The organism is Acinetobacter sp. GW821-FHT09D10 (assembly GCF_059416285.1).
The window spans coordinates 286,227-301,894 of the sequence record NZ_JBWKOW010000002.1 but is presented as its reverse complement, the minus strand read 5'-3'; the positions used below and the strand labels follow the sequence as shown (position 1 = coordinate 301,894).

The 15,668-nt window shown below is 40.8% G+C and carries 13 protein-coding genes; 1 reads left to right on the top strand and 12 read right to left on the bottom strand.

The window, feature by feature from the left end; all coding sequences use genetic code 11:
* Window positions 1–15 precede the first annotated feature (15 nt).
* From aroK to AC07M3_RS08080, 6 genes are all read right to left on the bottom strand, one after another.
* Window positions 16–585, bottom strand: a complete 570-nt coding sequence (gene aroK / locus AC07M3_RS08105) for a shikimate kinase AroK (RefSeq protein WP_003653807.1) — start codon at window positions 583–585, stop codon at window positions 16–18.
* A gap of 11 nt (window positions 586–596) precedes the next feature.
* Complete coding sequence (locus tag AC07M3_RS08100) at window positions 597–2,750, bottom strand: type IV pilus secretin PilQ (RefSeq protein WP_307012281.1); 2,154 nt, start codon at window positions 2,748–2,750, stop codon at window positions 597–599.
* Between the two features lie 62 nt (window positions 2,751–2,812).
* Window positions 2,813–3,340: a pilus assembly protein PilP gene (locus AC07M3_RS08095; protein WP_045433419.1), complete on the bottom strand. Its 528-nt coding sequence runs from the start codon at window positions 3,338–3,340 to the stop codon at window positions 2,813–2,815.
* A gap of 10 nt (window positions 3,341–3,350) precedes the next feature.
* Window positions 3,351–4,103 (bottom strand): type IV pilus inner membrane component PilO, encoded by a 753-nt coding sequence (locus tag AC07M3_RS08090; protein ID WP_270903341.1) that lies wholly within the window; start codon window positions 4,101–4,103, stop codon window positions 3,351–3,353.
* Complete coding sequence (locus AC07M3_RS08085) at window positions 4,100–4,741, bottom strand: PilN domain-containing protein (protein WP_494566986.1); 642 nt, start codon at window positions 4,739–4,741, stop codon at window positions 4,100–4,102. The genes AC07M3_RS08090 and AC07M3_RS08085 overlap by 4 nt, the downstream gene beginning before the upstream one ends.
* Window positions 4,741–5,799 carry a pilus assembly protein PilM gene (locus AC07M3_RS08080; RefSeq protein WP_494566987.1) on the bottom strand — a complete coding sequence of 353 codons (1,059 nt, stop codon included), beginning with the start codon at window positions 5,797–5,799 and terminating at the stop codon, window positions 4,741–4,743. Before AC07M3_RS08080 ends, AC07M3_RS08085 begins: the two co-directional genes overlap by 1 nt.
* A 161-nt stretch (window positions 5,800–5,960) precedes the next feature.
* Here AC07M3_RS08080 and ponA point away from each other — a divergent pair, with 161 nt between their 5' ends.
* Window positions 5,961–8,522 carry a penicillin-binding protein PBP1a gene (gene ponA / locus AC07M3_RS08075; RefSeq protein WP_494566988.1) on the top strand — a complete coding sequence of 854 codons (2,562 nt, stop codon included), beginning with the start codon at window positions 5,961–5,963 and terminating at the stop codon, window positions 8,520–8,522.
* A gap of 53 nt (window positions 8,523–8,575) precedes the next feature.
* On the opposite strand, the gene AC07M3_RS08070 is transcribed toward ponA, so the two are convergent.
* From AC07M3_RS08070 to ftsI, 6 genes are read right to left on the bottom strand one after another with little or no spacing between them, the layout of a single operon-like run.
* Window positions 8,576–9,400: a putative RNA methyltransferase gene (locus AC07M3_RS08070; protein ID WP_494566989.1), complete on the bottom strand. Its 825-nt coding sequence runs from the start codon at window positions 9,398–9,400 to the stop codon at window positions 8,576–8,578.
* A gap of 2 nt (window positions 9,401–9,402) precedes the next feature.
* A complete protein-coding gene (locus tag AC07M3_RS08065; RefSeq protein WP_003653820.1) occupies window positions 9,403–9,735 on the bottom strand; it encodes a DUF7709 family protein in 333 nt (110 codons plus the stop codon).
* Between the two features lie 59 nt (window positions 9,736–9,794).
* Window positions 9,795–10,913, bottom strand: coding sequence for a phospho-N-acetylmuramoyl-pentapeptide-transferase (gene mraY / locus AC07M3_RS08060; protein WP_003653822.1), 1,119 nt, complete (start codon window positions 10,911–10,913; stop codon window positions 9,795–9,797).
* Window positions 10,914–12,314 (bottom strand): UDP-N-acetylmuramoyl-tripeptide--D-alanyl-D-alanine ligase, encoded by a 1,401-nt coding sequence (locus tag AC07M3_RS08055; RefSeq protein WP_494566990.1) that lies wholly within the window; start codon window positions 12,312–12,314, stop codon window positions 10,914–10,916.
* Window positions 12,315–12,322: 8 nt separating this feature from the next.
* Window positions 12,323–13,822: a UDP-N-acetylmuramoyl-L-alanyl-D-glutamate--2,6-diaminopimelate ligase gene (locus AC07M3_RS08050; RefSeq protein WP_494566991.1), complete on the bottom strand. Its 1,500-nt coding sequence runs from the start codon at window positions 13,820–13,822 to the stop codon at window positions 12,323–12,325.
* Window positions 13,823–13,825: 3 nt separating this feature from the next.
* Window positions 13,826–15,658 (bottom strand): penicillin-binding protein PBP3, encoded by a 1,833-nt coding sequence (gene ftsI, locus AC07M3_RS08045; protein ID WP_045433434.1) that lies wholly within the window; start codon window positions 15,656–15,658, stop codon window positions 13,826–13,828.
* Window positions 15,659–15,668 lie beyond the last annotated feature (10 nt).

The window sequence follows — 15,668 nt, the reverse complement described above, 5'->3', positions numbered from 1 at the left end:
CACGAGTAAGTTTGGCTATATTAGCGTGTTAGACAAAATAAGTTGCAAAATCTTTTGAGCAAGATCACGAGCAGCGCCCTGATTAGTTTCAATCGTATAATGAGCAACTTCACGATATAAAGGATCACGTGTTTTTAACAAATCACGCAATTTTTGTTCAGGGTTTTCAACTTGTAATAGAGGTCTGTTTTTATCGCGATACGTTCGTTGTAATTGAAGTTCCACAGGAGTGTAGAGGTAAACAACAATACCGCGCTGCTTTAAAAACTCACGGTTTGGCGCTTGAGTGATGGCACCGCCCCCAGTTGCTAATACCAAGGCATTACGGGAAGTCAACTCATTCAAAACAATGGTTTCACGAGTACGAAATCCAATTTCCCCTTCTTTTTCGAAAATCCAAGGAATAGTAGCACCCGTTTTGCGCTCAATTTCATGATCACTATCTAAAAATTCACGCCCCAATAGTTCGGCTAAATGGCGTCCAACGGTTGTTTTTCCTGCCCCCATGGGCCCTACCAAATAAATATTTGGCAGGGTTTCAAACGCTTTGCTTGGCAAGGCGCCACCTATTTCAATTGCTTTCATTGAAAAATATATTAATGATTTCTCACCAAAGTGTCATTAACAATTCGTGGCGTAACGAAAATCAGTAACTCTTGTTTATCATCAGATTTCACATCTTTTCTAAATAAACGGCCAACTACAGGCAGGTCTCCCAAGAAAGGAACTTTGGTTTGTGAATTAGAAGTTGCCTGTTCAAATACTCCACCTAAAATAACGGTTTCCCCATTATTCACCAATACATTGGTGTTAATCTGATTTTTATTCAAAATTAACTCGCCATTAGGAGCACTATCGGCAACCGAGTCTTTTGAAATATCCAATTTCATTTGAATTTTACCGTCAGGTGTAATACTTGGCGTAACATCTAAACTTAACAGCGCATCTTTAAAAGAAGTTGTGGCCGTTGAACCAGAAGCAGAATTAGTTGTAGTTTGATATGGAACTTGCTGACCTGTTGCCACTCTAGCTCGTTGTTTATCTGCAGTCATGACTTTTGGTGTTGAAATAACCTCACCATAGCCATCTGCCTGCAATGCTGATAACTCTAAATCCAACATAAAATCAGACATACTAATTAAGCTAAAAGCTATGCTACTGGCTCCAGCTGATGTAACACCCAAATCAACGTTTAAATTATCTGGCCGTTCAATCGTGTATTTACCTTCATCATCTGGTTCTCTTAAATTCCAAAGCGTCGTATCACTCCCCCCCACCAACAAACTGTTATTACTGTTCACCCCTTGCGATAATATTCCCCACTTAACGCCAAGCTCTTTGGTGAATGAAGTAGATGCTCTTACAATTCGCGCTTCAACCATGACCTGTTTAACTTGCACATCCAACAAATCAATCATTTTACGAATTTGATCAATCGACTGTGCTGTATCATTAATAATTAAGGTATTGGTTCGATCATCTTGAGTAATTGTTCCACGTGGACTCAACAAACTCCCTACGTTATTGCCTAAACTATCAACACCCGTATTTAAATTAGTAGAAGTTGATGTTCCGCCAGCAGAAGTCCGCTGTAAACCATTACTATTATTTGAACCTTGAGTAATTAAGCCCATAATATCCTGAGCTTGCGCATATTTAAGTTGAATATACTCAGTCTGTAACGGGGCTAGCTTGACACTTTGAGCAACAGCCTTAGCTTCTTCTTCTTCAGCCTTGATCAACTCTGTAACAGGCGCAATCCAAATAACGTTACCATTTCTGCGTTTATCAAGATTTTTGGTCTTTAAAATAATATCAAGCGCCTGATCCCACGGAACATCTTTCAAGCGCAAAGTAATATTACCCTGAACACTATCTGCGGCCACCATATTAATGCCCGTAAAATCGGCAAGTAACTGTAGAACCCTACGAACTTCAATATCTTGGAAATCAAGAGAAAGCTTATTACCAGAGTAATTAGGCGTCTTATATAAAGAAGTTACGTTTTTATCTTGTGGACGCTTTAAGCTAATAGTGAGTTTATTTTCCGCTTGATAAGCCATATATTCATAGCTACCAGTAGATTGAATCGTAATAACACCATTGCCTTTTTCATTATAAGATTCGATGGTAGAAACAGGAGTCGCAAAATCGTTCACATTTAAACGTTTAGCTAAATGAGTGGGAATTTTAGAGCCCAATGTCCTCACTACGACTTTGCTGCCTTGTTGTTGAACATCAACAGGAGTATTACTTCCCAACAAATCAATAACAATTAACCCTTCACCTTGACCACCACGCTGAAAGCCAATATTTGAAACGCCTTGGGGTTGCATTGTATTTGTTGATAAAGGTTTAATAGCTGCTTGAGCTGAATTAATCTTTAAAATAAAAGTATTGCCTTCTATGCGCGTTGTAAATGCACCCGCCTCTTTTAAATTTATAGTTAAACGTGAGCGCTGATCGTCAGAACTTACATCGACCGAGCTCGCTTCATTTGTACCAATTGCCACTTTTGACTGTGTTAAAGTCTGCTGAGCTTTATTAAAATCCAAAATCAAACGTGAAGGATTTTCAAGTTGATATGCCTGTGGTTGTGGCGGCAAACCATTAAACATAACTCTAATTTCTGTACCCTGACCTGCAATTTGTGTCGGTACAATATTGGTCATGCTGACCTGTGCAGATGCAACTTGCATAACTGCAATGGTTACAGCCCCCATAGAAAACTGACGGAATACGTGATTCATTGTCTGACCATCCCCAATTAAATAATCTTTAAAAATACTTTTTCTTTGTTATTCCCTAAATTTTAGGGTGCGGGTCCAATTAACACTAAGGTTCTTGGTCTCTCCACATAGCCTTCGCGCCCATCGGGGACAATTTCTACCAGATCAATCTGGGTTGGACCAATATGGGTAATACGCCCTTGATTCATCCCGATATAGTTCCCCACCTGCACTCGCTCAATTTGCTGATCAGGTGATTGGATAAGAGCCAGTACTTGCCCACGGTTATTACGTATGCTTCCTTTCATATTTAAGGATTCTAATGCATAACTTTCTAGAGGCTGAGGTGCACGTGAGAAATTCGGATATACCCGTTTTCCTGCCATAATTTTGAGCTCAGCAGCAAGAGAGCTTGGTAAAAATGGACTCTTTAGCTGATGAGCCGCATAATTAAACTGTGGCACAGGTGTGAAAACAGGTGCTGGATCTATCTGCTGTGGTGGCTGGTTACGTATATCTGCCATTTGCTGATTTACAGCGTCAATTCTCGAGTCACATCCGACTAAAACTAAACATGCCAAAATAGAAAAAGAAATTTGCTTAAGTTTCATTGTAATGCTCCTATTTCGACTGTGTATTAGCAGTAGAGGAAACAGGTGCTACTGAAGCCGAAGCGTTGTTTTCCGGATGTTCAGCATTTTCTACAGCGCCCATATAGCGATAAGTTTTTGCTTTAATAGAATAATTAAGTACAGGAATATCTGACTTACTATCTTTATTAACAGGTGCAGCTTCTACAACAAAGTCATGCATTGTCACAATACGTGGTAATGCCGCAATACTACTGACAAAAGCACCAAAAGCGTGATAATCGCCGGTTGCTTCCATCGTAATAGGCTGTTCAATAAAGATTTCTTGTTTCACTTCATCTTCTAAACGGATATTTTTAAACTTCAGGCCAGAATTCACCCCAGTTAAATTAATATCTTCAACCAAACTTGGAATTTCGGTTTCTTTTGGCAGTTGCTCTAACTGCTGATTAAAGTTTGCTTGCATCTCTTGAAGTTGAAGCTGATATTGCTGCAAGTTACGCAATTTTGAATCTTTTTCTCGAAACTCATTCAACAAATTACTTTCTTGTGCCTGTGCATTATCAATTGCTTGTAGCTTTGGCTGAATAACAACAAAATATCCCAAAGCCAACACAGCAAAGAAAATAAAAACCCAGCAAGTAATTTTCACAGATAATGGCCAGCTACCATAGCTGTTCATATCTAGTGTGTTAAATTGCTGAAGAAATTTTTCTAAGGTGATCTTTTTTTTCTTAGATGGAGCTTGTTCTAACGACAACTCATGAAGTTCATCCGGACTCATTTAACCGCCCCCTTATCCGTACTTACAGACGTATTGGCGGTATCATCTGTTGTAGTCACCCCCATTTCGCCTAAATCAACAGTCACAACAAAACTGCCATAGCTATCTTCCACTCGAGGAAGCAGCGAACTCGCAGTCTTATCTTTTTTCTCTTCAGTCGCTAAGAAAGAGTTCATAAAAGCGTTGCGATACCATGGTGATGCTTCGAGATTACGTAATAACTCTGCGACCGTATTTGGACTTTCCGCTTTACCTTCAATGGTAAATTTATCTCCAGTTCGACTAAATTTAGTCAAATACATCGCAGCAGGAGTAACACGTACCAATTCATCTACCAAACGTACAACAACAGGGCGCTGACTTTGCAATCCCTGAATAAGTTTCATACGCTCGATAATAGCGTCACGCTGTTCTTGCAGACCATTTAAGGTTTTAAGTTGTTGATCTAGACTCTGGTTTGTACTGGTGATGAGTTGATTAGCTTGCTCTTGATCACTTAATTTTTGATTCAAATAAAACCACCCAGAAAATACAGTGGTGATCCCCAGAACAACTACCCCAAAACAGAAAATAATAAATTGTTTTTTGCGCTGTTCCCTAAGCCCATCACGCCAAGGGAGTAAATTAATTGTTGCCATTAATCAAAACTCCTTAAAGCCAAGCCACATGCCACCATTAACGATGAGGCATCATTTTCAATTTTTTGAACGTCGACTTGAGGAGAAAAACCCATTTGTAAAAACGGATTGGCAATGGTCACACGGTAACCAAGTTTTTGCTGCAACAATTTAGCAAGCCCAGGAATATTGGCATTCCCACCAGCGAGTAAAATATGGTCAATTTCATTAAATTGTGATGAAGAGAAGAAAAATTGTAGAGATCTAGCTGCTTGCTGCACGACAGCATCAAGAAATGGCTCTAAGATTTCGATGTCATAATCATCTGGTAAAGAGCGCTCTTTTTTTGCTCGTCCCGCTTCCTCTAATGACAAACCATAACGACTTTGAATTTCCAAAGTCAGCTGTTTACCACCGAAGACTTGTTCACGGGTATAAATGATTTTGCCACTTTGCATAACCGATAATGTGGTCAGGGTATGGCCGATATCTAAAATACCAATGGTATTTGCACCCATTGGCAAGCTATCCGCAAATACACTAAAAGCGCGCTCGACAGCATAACTTTCTACATCAGCAAGCTTAGGAGTTAAGTCCACCAGTTCCAGTACTTCTACTCGTGTTTCAACATTTTCTGTTCTTGTTGCAACTAAAAGTACATTCACGCGGTTTGGATTAGGCAGTCGATCTGGTAAAACCTCAAAATCAAGGCTCACTTCATCCAAAGGGAACGGTATATACTGCTCCGCATCTAATCGAATCTGAACTTCTCGTTCATCATCATTCATATCTGCATCCATTTCGATGGTTTTATGAATAACCGTCGATGTTGGAACAGCAATTGCAGCGTTACTGGTTTGGGGATTTGCTAAATTCATCGCCCGCTCCAAAGCTTCTGCAACTGCCTCTGGATTCAAGATATTTTTTTCAACTACACTGTTCTCGGGTAAAGGCATCAAAGCATAGCTTTCTACCCAATATTTACCGTTCTTAACAGAGAGCTCTAACAACTTAACAGAAGTCGAACTAATATCGACACCCATTAACCCCTTATTCGGTTTACGATATAACCTGAGCACACTATTGTCCTATTATTTTTTTATCCCCAAAAAAAATTACAAACCAATAATCTAGGTCTTTATTTTTACACGGATACAATATCTCATCTAACAATCCGCATGTCTAAAGGCTATACTGACCACAATTAGTTTGTATTCGATCTTATTAAAGCTTACTTATCATGAAAAAGCTATCCAGTTTGGGCTTCGTGCGTCCAATTTTTTTGATCATTATTATTATCTTAGTCTCACTTCCGATGGGCTTTTATGGCATGTATCTCTATATCGCCCCATCGCTCCCAGAAATGAGTTCACTAAAAAAAGCTCCGCTTTTAAAACCACTACAGGTCTACACATCAGATAATCAACTGATTGCCGAGTATGGTGGTAAGCTGTCTATTCCGGTTGAATACAAACAAATTCCTCCTGCTTTTATTCATGCATTTTTAGCAGCAGAAGACTCTTCTTTCTTTGAACATAGCGGGATCAGTTTTAAGGGCTTAGGGCGTGCTTTAAGTGAAAGTGTGACTGGTTCTGATGTGCAAACTGGTGGCTCAACCATCACTATGCAGGTTGCAAAGAACTATTATTTGAGTCCAGAAAGAACATTAAAACGCAAAATAACCGAGATCTTTTTGGCTCGAAAAATTGAGCAAAATTTATCCAAAGAAGAAATTCTCAGTCTTTATGTGAATAAAATCTTTTTAGGAAAAAATGCTTACGGTATCGCAGCAGCAGCCAAAATTTATTACAACAAAAGTATTAATGAACTCAGCATTGCTCAAATGGCAATGATCGCAGGTTTGCCAAAAGCGCCTTCTAAATACAACCCTGTGGTTAATCCAGAGCGTGCACTTGAAAGACGTAACTGGATTTTAGGTCGTATGTTACAGCTGGGCTATATCTCTCAAGCAGAATATCAAAAAGCCGTAGCAGAACCGATCAACCTCAACATGCCCAATCGGGATCTAAATAATATTCACCCTTATGCAGGTGAAATGGTTCGTTCAGAACTCGTAAAACATTTTGGCGAACAAGCAATTGATTCTGGCTATAAAGTCTATACAACTATCAATGCTAAACGCCAAGCGATTGCAGAGAAATCTGTGCAAGATGGTCTTGAAGCTTATGACCGTCGTCATGGCTGGCGCGGTGCGGAAGCACACGACAAACCATTAAGTGAATTTAGAGCATATGCCAACACCTACCCTGCACAAGTTACCAAGGTAAATAGCAGCTCTTTTGAAGCATTAATGCAAGATGGCACAACAGTTACTGTACAGTGGTCAGGTATGTCATGGGCCCGCCCCTATCGCAATGCGAATAGTGTAGGTGGTGCTCCTTCCCGTGCATCTCAAATTGTTCAAGTTAAAGATATTGTTCGCTTACGTCCAAATGAAGCAAAAACAGCATGGTCTTTAGTTCAGGTTCCAAAAGTTCAAGGCCAACTCATTGCAATCAATCCTAACGATGGCTCAATTGAAGCAATTGTAGGTGGTTATAACTTCTATCAATCGAAATTTAACCGTGCTTTGCAAGGCTGGCGCCAACCAGGTTCGACGATTAAACCTTTTGTCTATGCATTGGCACTAGAGCGCGGTATGACGCCGTACAGTATGGTGAATGATAGTCCTATCACGATTGGTAAGTGGACACCGAGAAACTCAGACGGTCGTTATTTAGGAATGATTCCATTACGTCGTGCGTTGTATTTATCTCGTAACACCGTATCTGTACGTCTTTTACAGACAGTCGGAATTGAACGTACTCGCCAGTTATTTATGGATTTTGGTTTACAAGAAGATCAAATTCCACGTAACTACACCATTGCCTTAGGTACTCCTCAAGTCTTGCCAATTCAAATGGCAACTGGATATTCGACTTTTGCCAATGGCGGCTATCGCATTCAACCGCACTTTATTCAACGTATTGAAGATGCATACGGTAAAGTGATTTATGAAGCTAAACCAGAATATGCATGTATTCCATGTATTAACGCGCCTGACACAACTGATGACGAGCAGAAAGCTACGACAACAGATGATGAAGTGGTTGAAGTTACTAATAAAGATGTAGAGCAGAAAGAAAAGGCAGCTAAGCAACTTAATCTTAAACAGACTGATAAAGCGAACAGTGAATATCGTCAGGCACAGCGTATTTTAAAATCAAGTTCTGCTTATGACATGGCTAATATTTTAAGAGACGTTATTGAACACGGTACAGGCCGTGCCGCGCTTAAAATTGGTCGTAATGACTTAGGCGGTAAAACAGGTACAACCAACGATGCAAAAGACGCATGGTTTGCTGGCTTCAACGGCAAGTTAGTTACTGTGACGTGGGTTGGATTTGACCAACCGACGACACTAGGTCGTCGTGAGTATGGTGGTATTGCTGCATTACCGATCTGGATCAACTTTATGGGTCAAGCTTTGCAAGGTACACCATCAGCTTGGGTTCGCCTCGACAAAGATGCTCAAGCACCTATTTCACGTGACAAAAATCAAGCAGTAGTAGAAGTTAGCGATAAAAAAACTTATCGTGCAGCCCCACCATTAGCACGTCCGCTATATCGTCCAGCACCACCGCAACCGAAGCTCAACAATAACAATGACTTTGCCGATTTACCTGGCGAAGAAATTGTTATTCCATCAAAAGCTGCACCTCCTGCCATGAGACCTTCACAGGAACCTGCGCCTAAGCGAGAAAAAGACGAACTAGAAAATCTGATTAATCAGATTGAATAAATAATAAAAAAGCCATCGTTAGATGGCTTTTTTTACGCTTTAAAAATAGTCTATTAGCTAGCTTCTTTATTACGCTTCTGAAAGACATAAATTTGAAAAGAGGCTGTTACTTCTAATTGCGACTGCTGCTCTAACTGCAAACGACGTTCGGGAGAAGCCTTATAAGCATAAGGCGTCATAGCAATTAGATTTTTTAAGGACTGCTGATCAAGCACAAAAGGAGCATCAATAATTTGCTCTTGCTTGAGCTCAAACAAATCTTGCAACTGCTCCACAAACTTTTCTGGCGTGTGAGGATTAACTTGTTCAAATAAAGCTTCACGCATTGCATATAAATGTTCAGAAGCAGGTGTAACAACAATTAAATGGCCATCATTTTTTAAAACACGCGCAATTTCTGCTTGTGGAATCGGGCTAAATAAACTGGTACAAGCATCCATGCTTTGATCAAGCACAGGTAAAGTCGCACCTGTTCCCACGACCCAAGTCACCTCATTATTCAGCTTTGCTGCACGCTGCACCGCATTTTTTGCAATATCAACGCCAACACACTGCTCAACCACTTGCTGCATGGCACTTGTGTAATAGCCTTCACCACACCCAATATCAAGTACAGTTTTTACATCGAGTTGTTTTAATAAAGCGACTACAGCTAGTTGTAAAGGCTGATAATAACCGCCTTGTAAAAAAGCTCGTCTGGCATCGACTGACTCTGGTGTATCTCCCGGATTTTTACTATGTTTATGCTGCACAACATGTAAATTGACATAACCTTGTTTAGCCACATCATAAGCATGCCCTAGTGCACATCGCCAAGTTTTTTCATTTAAATCCAGAGATTGACGACACACAGGACACATTAAAATTTGCTTAGTCACTTTTAATTATTCTCTTGTTCTTTTTGCTGTAAATAAGTCTTTGCCTGCATTCCCACAAATGTACGCCCCGCATTTGTTCCGTTAATCCATTCATCTACCTGAAATAAATCAAATAGACCAACCTTGACTAAAGTGGGAATTGCGATCTTTAATTCCTCTTCAATCTGTCCTCTTTGCCCTGCATTATATAATTCAATATTATGCAACATTGTAGCGACAGTTCCTGTTTGTACCTGACTTCCATCTTTAAGTACGACCTGAGGTAACACCTCACCCTCACCAACCACTTTTTGATTAATTACAGATAATTGGTCTAGACCAGCAACTTTTGTCATTCATCTCTCCAATAAAAAAAGCCAGTAGAACTGGCTTTATATTGACACTAAAATAAGATCTATCGCAATTTTAAAGTCATTAGACCTAAAACTACTAATATAATTGTAATAATCCAAAAACGAATCACAACTTGGGTTTCTTTCCAGCCCTGCTTTTCATAGTGATGATGCAACGGCGCCATTAAGAATACGCGTTTATTACGCATTCGCAACGATCCAATTTGCAAGAAGACAGATACTGCCTCCATTACAAACACACCACCCATAATCGCAAATACGATTTCTTGGCGTACCATGACAGCAATTGTTCCAAGCATCGCCCCTAAAGCTAAAGCGCCAACATCACCCATAAAGATTTGGGCAGGGTGCGCGTTATACCAAAGAAATGCCAAACCTGCGCCAATCATGGCAGAACAGATCACAACAAGCTCAGAGGTATATTTCACATATGGAATATGTAAATAGTTAGCAAAACGGATGTCACCAGACAAGTAAGCAAATACACCTAAGCCTGTAGCCACCATTACAACCGGCATGATTGCCAAGCCATCTAAACCATCGGTTAAGTTAACTGCGTTAGAGGCACCATTAATAACCAGATAAGTAAATACAATAAATGCCAAGCCTAATGGAACAATTGAGAGTGGAATTGAAAGATTCTTAAAGAAAGGAATCAATAAATCCAGCATATTTGCAGTATGTTCTGCATTAGACTGTTGAGTTGCAATTAAATATAACGCAATACCAGCACCAAGGGATGCAACAGAAGTCCAGAAAAACTTCTTACGTGCAGGTAAACCTGCATTGTCTTTATAGCGAATTTTAATCCAGTCGTCTGCCCAGCCTACAGCACCGAACACAACCATTACACCAAGCACAATCCAGACATAAGGGTTAGATAAATCAGCCCAGAGTAAAGTACTAATCCCAATTGAAAGCAGAATTAAAATCCCGCCCATCGTTGGTGTACCCATCTTTTTAGCATGATTTTCAGGAGCAAATGAACTTACTGCCTGACCGTATTTTAACGCTTGTAATTTACGAATCATGATCGGTCCAAGGACCAAACCAATGGTCAGGGACGTTAATACACTAAGTAAAGAACGTAATGTTAAATAACGAACGACCTGAAACGAACTGTGATAGCCCGCAAGTTGTTCAAACAACCATAACAGCATTTAAAGTTTCTCCATCAAATCAGCCATCAACGTTTCCATATGAGTAAAGCGAGAACCTTTAAACAGGAAACTCATGGACTGGGGTTGATGTGTTTGGATTAGATTGATTAGAAATGGAAGCGCCTCAGCTTGTGTCTGAAATGCTTTCACTTTATTGGAATGAGAGTCTGCACCCTCGAGAGCGGCTGAAGCAAACTGCCCAACTGCAATAATATGATCTAAAGGAAGCTGAGCAAGATCATGGCCTAAATCGTGATGCTCTTGCCAACTGCTATCTCCCAATTCACCAATATCACCCATTACCATCACTTTTATGCCTTGTTGCTGCAACAATACTTGCGCAGCAGCACGCATAGAATTTGGGTTGGCGTTGTAAGTATCATCAATAAATAAGTAAGGAGATTTTTGAATAAAGTTTAGACGACCTTTAGCACCCTGAGCTTGCTCTAAGCCTTGGACAATATCTTCAAGTCCAATACCAAGCGCCAAAGCAAAGGCTACAGCTGCTGTGGCATTTTGCACATTATGCTCACCTGCAAAAGGGAGTTTAACGGTACTCGCCCCTTGCGGCGTATGTAGGGTAAAATTTGTTGATTGAGGCAATAATTCAATATCTGTTGCATAAATATCGCCCCCTACACCAAATGTAGAAATGCGATGTGCTTGCGCAGCTTTATGAATTTCAGTAGTAAAGTCATCTTGTTGTGGAACGATTGCAACACCATTGGGCAAAATATGGCGATAAATTTCTGATTTAGCGCGGCAAATACCTTCACGTCCACCAAATTCACCCAAATGAGCTGTCCCAATATTTAAAATGCCTGCAACATGCGGCTGCACCAACTTAGAAGTATAATCAATTTCACCCTGATGACTTGCACCCAGCTCCATGACAGCAAACTGATGCTCTTTTCTCAGTTCAAGCAACATCATGGGTACACCGAGGTCATTATTTAAATTGCCTCGAGTGATTAGTGTCGGTGCTAAGCGCGATAAAATACTACCCAGCATTTCTTTGGTTGTAGTTTTGCCACTACTTCCTGTTAAGGCAATCACTTTTAGTTGTGTATTTTGCTCACGGCGATAAGCGCCAAGTTGCCCGAGAGCCAAGCGAGTGTCGGCAACAACTAGTTGGGCAATATCTACATCTAAAGGGCGTTCAACAATTGCGATTTGACAACCATTCGCTGCAACCTGAGCTACAAAGTCATGCGCATCAAAACGTTCACCCTTAAGTGCTAAAAAAACATCCCCAGTTTCCGCATGACGCGAGTCCGTCAAAATACGTTTAATTTCAGTTTGAGGGATCTGGTCTTTATGCCAGTAGCCCTGTGTTGCCTGTTGTAATTGCTGAGCTGTCCACGGTTCCAAAGGCACGGTACTGGTGGTTGAAGTATGCATAATTTGTCCTATTGTGCAGGGTAAGCAGCGTCTACAGTATGGTGTTGCGCAGCAATCGCTGATTGAACTTCAACAACATCATCAAACCAGTGACGCACACCATTAATTTCTTGGTAGTTTTCATGACCTTTACCAGCAATAACAACAATATCACCAGCCTGAGCCTGCTCTGCAACAAATTTAATTGCTTCACGGCGGTCATGAATTTCATGCATACGGTGCCCTGAAAAATCGATTCCTTGCTTCATATCAGCAAAAATTTGTTCAGGGTCTTCGGTTCTTGGGTTATCCGAAGTCAAAATAATCGGATTTGCGCCGTCTAAAGCTGCTTGAGTCATCAGTGGACGTTTGCCTCGATCCCGATCTCCCCCGCATCCAAATACCGCCCAAAGCTGATTAGATACATGACGTTTTAAAGTTTTAAGTACCTGAATCAAAGCATCAGGTGTGTGCGCATAATCCACAACAAATAAACGCTCACCATCACGAATGACCTGCATTCGTCCTGGTGCACCAATCAATTGAGGGACAAAAGCGACTAATGCTTCTAAATCAAAACCTGCTTGCTCAGCAGCAATAAGTGCTGCAATCAAGTTTTCGACATTGAAATGTCCCAATAATGGACTTTGAACAGCAAAAGAACCTTGCTGGCTGACTAAATTAAAAGTAGCCCCTGCCAAACTGTAACTTAGGTCACTAATATAATAATCTGCTGTATTTTGAGTAAGCGAATACGTTAAAATTTTTGGTTGAGCAGGATTTTGTTTTGCTGCATTTATCATTAGAGCAGCATACTCATCATCCAGATTAATAACAGCCACTTTTAAAGAGCTGAAGCGGAATAAAAGAGCCTTAGCTTCAGCATAAGCCTCTAAAGTGCCATGATAATCTAGATGATCACGGCTCAAATTGCTATAAACGGCAATTTCAATAGCACAACCATTTAAACGGCCCTGCTCTAAACCATGTGAGCTTGCTTCCAAAGACGCAAAAGTTGCACCTTGTTTAGCATAGTCATGTAACGCATTTTGTAATTGTAAAGCATCAAGTGTGGTATGCGTTGATGGTGTTAAGTCTGGCAAAATACCATTACCCGTAGTTCCCATCACTGCACATTGCTGTTGTTGTGAACTAATTAACTCAGCAATTAGACGTGAAATTGTCGTTTTACCGTTTGTGCCTGTCACTGCAACAATACGTGCTGGTGCAACTGGATCTATCTGCTGCAAATAACGCTGTTGCCACTCACCCATGCGCTGACGTACATCAGGACATACCCACTCATTTTCCAACCCCAACTCAGTCTCGCTAATGATAGTAAGTGCACCATTAGCTAAAGCTGACTCAGCAAATATACGCGTTTTTTCAGGTTGGCTATAACTAGTCAAGGCGATAAAGATTTGGCCTGACTCAACTTTACGGCTATCTAAACTAAAGCCATGAAAAGGCTGCTTAGACCACTGTGCATCGATCTCGACTGGATTAATTTCTTGAAAAGAAACAGACATAGCTTACCTGCGAATAGGGTTTTCTGGAGTATCAAGGGGCTTATCAAGCGGTACATTCATTAAGCGCAATGATTCTTGCATAATGCGTGCAAAAACAGGGGCAGCAACCAAACCACCGTAATAACGGCCTTGCGGGTTTTCAACCACAACAATAACGGCTAAACGCGGGTCACTAATTGGAGCTACACCAGCAAATAAAGCACGGTATTCATTATTTGAATAACCTTTACGGTCTGCACGAAGTTTATGCGCCGTACCAGTTTTACCACCCACGCGATAACCCGGAATATTAGCTTGTTTTGCAGTACCACCAGGCATAGTCACCTGCTCTAGCATGAGCAAAACCTGATCGGCAATTTTTGGAGCTAGAACTTGTTCGCCTTTAGGTGCCTGATCTAACTTATGCAGGCTTAAAGGCATTTTCTCGCCATGATTTGCAAGCATTGCATAGCCTTGCGCCAACTGGAGAATAGTTGCATTTAGACCATAACCATAAGCCATGGTACCAATTTGGGAAGAATTTAATTTACTTACCGGTAACACTAAACCTGAGCTTTCACCCGGGAACTTCACAGCCGAACGTTTACCAAAGCCAGCGCGATTAAAGAAGCTTGGCAGTGTTTGCTTTGGAAGTGACAATGCAATTTTTGCAGAACCCACGTTTGAAGACTTGATAATTACGCCACTTACAGTTAATGCACCATAATTATGAGTATCACGAATCGTATGCCAACCTAAACGCATTGAACCTGGAGAAGTATTTACAATCGTATTTGGCGTATATTGTCCAGTTTCCAGTGCCGCAGAAACAGTAAATGGCTTCATGGTTGAACCCGGTTCGAACATATCAATCGCACCGCGGTTACGCATGGCATCTTTATTAGATAAACCGTTTTTGTCATTTGGGTTATATGACGGCCAACTGGTCATTGCCAAAATTTCGCCAGTTTTAACATCTACAGCAATAGCTGTTGCCGAGCGGGCGTTATTTGCAACACCAGCAGCTGTTAATTCACGGTACATAATGTACTGCAAACGGGAGTCAATACTTAAAGTGATGTTTTCGCCTGGTTCGCCCTCACGAATAACCTCTGAAACTTTTAAACGGTTTCCGCGCTTATCACGAATAATTTTTTGCTCACCATCCACACCCGACAGCTGTTTATTGAGCTGCATTTCCAAGCCTTCAATCCCTTGGCCTTCACTGTTGGTTAAACCAATAATCTGGGCATTTGGCTGTGGTTGAGGATAATAACGCTTATACGTTTTCTCGGCATATACCCCTTGAAAGTTACCCTTCGTAATCAGGTCTGCCTGTTGCGGTGGTATTTCTTTCTTCAAAACCAGATAACGAGAACGCGGTCGTGCATTCATCTGTTTTTTAAGATCGGCACGGTCTAAACCAACGACATCTGCCAACTCATCAAGATTCAAATTTTTATCGGGTAATTGTCGTTTTAATTTACGATTATTCGGATCTTTCTTTAATTCTTCTGTAATTTGATCATATAAGTGCTTCGTATCGAAATAATCACGTGGATCCATTACGATTTTCATGATCGGTGTACTAATTGCCAAAGGTACCCCGTGGCGATCACTAATCACGCCACGCATGGCTTCCACACGCTCAGTACGCAAAATATTGGCATTGGCCTTGTTTTGTAAAAAATCCTTATTAATTACTTGTACATAAAATGCACGTGCAATTAAAACAACAAAACAGAGCAGCACTACTGCCCAGAGCAGATAAAATCGCCACATATCAAATGCAAGAGTTGGTTTTTCCGAAATAGACTGCTGTTTTTTCCGTGTTTGTTTTGTTCGCTTATCTACCATACAGCAAGGC

Bases quoted from the DNA above. Each gene is read 5' to 3' on its own strand.
- aroK (WP_003653807.1), bottom strand. From the start codon at position 585: ATGAAAGCAATTGAAATAGGTGGCGCCTTGCCAAGCAAAGCGTTTGAA.
- AC07M3_RS08100 (WP_307012281.1), bottom strand. From the start codon at position 2,750: ATGAATCACGTATTCCGTCAGTTTTCTATGGGGGCTGTAACCATTGCA.
- AC07M3_RS08095 (WP_045433419.1), bottom strand. From the start codon at position 3,340: ATGAAACTTAAGCAAATTTCTTTTTCTATTTTGGCATGTTTAGTTTTA.
- AC07M3_RS08090 (WP_270903341.1), bottom strand. From the start codon at position 4,103: ATGAGTCCGGATGAACTTCATGAGTTGTCGTTAGAACAAGCTCCATCT.
- AC07M3_RS08085 (WP_494566986.1), bottom strand. From the start codon at position 4,741: ATGGCAACAATTAATTTACTCCCTTGGCGTGATGGGCTTAGGGAACAG.
- ponA (WP_494566988.1), top strand. From the start codon at position 5,961: ATGAAAAAGCTATCCAGTTTGGGCTTCGTGCGTCCAATTTTTTTGATC.
- AC07M3_RS08065 (WP_003653820.1), bottom strand. From the start codon at position 9,735: ATGACAAAAGTTGCTGGTCTAGACCAATTATCTGTAATTAATCAAAAA.
- mraY (WP_003653822.1), bottom strand. From the start codon at position 10,913: ATGCTGTTATGGTTGTTTGAACAACTTGCGGGCTATCACAGTTCGTTT.
- AC07M3_RS08055 (WP_494566990.1), bottom strand. From the start codon at position 12,314: ATGCATACTTCAACCACCAGTACCGTGCCTTTGGAACCGTGGACAGCT.
- AC07M3_RS08050 (WP_494566991.1), bottom strand. From the start codon at position 13,822: ATGTCTGTTTCTTTTCAAGAAATTAATCCAGTCGAGATCGATGCACAG.
- ftsI (WP_045433434.1), bottom strand. From the start codon at position 15,658: ATGGTAGATAAGCGAACAAAACAAACACGGAAAAAACAGCAGTCTATT.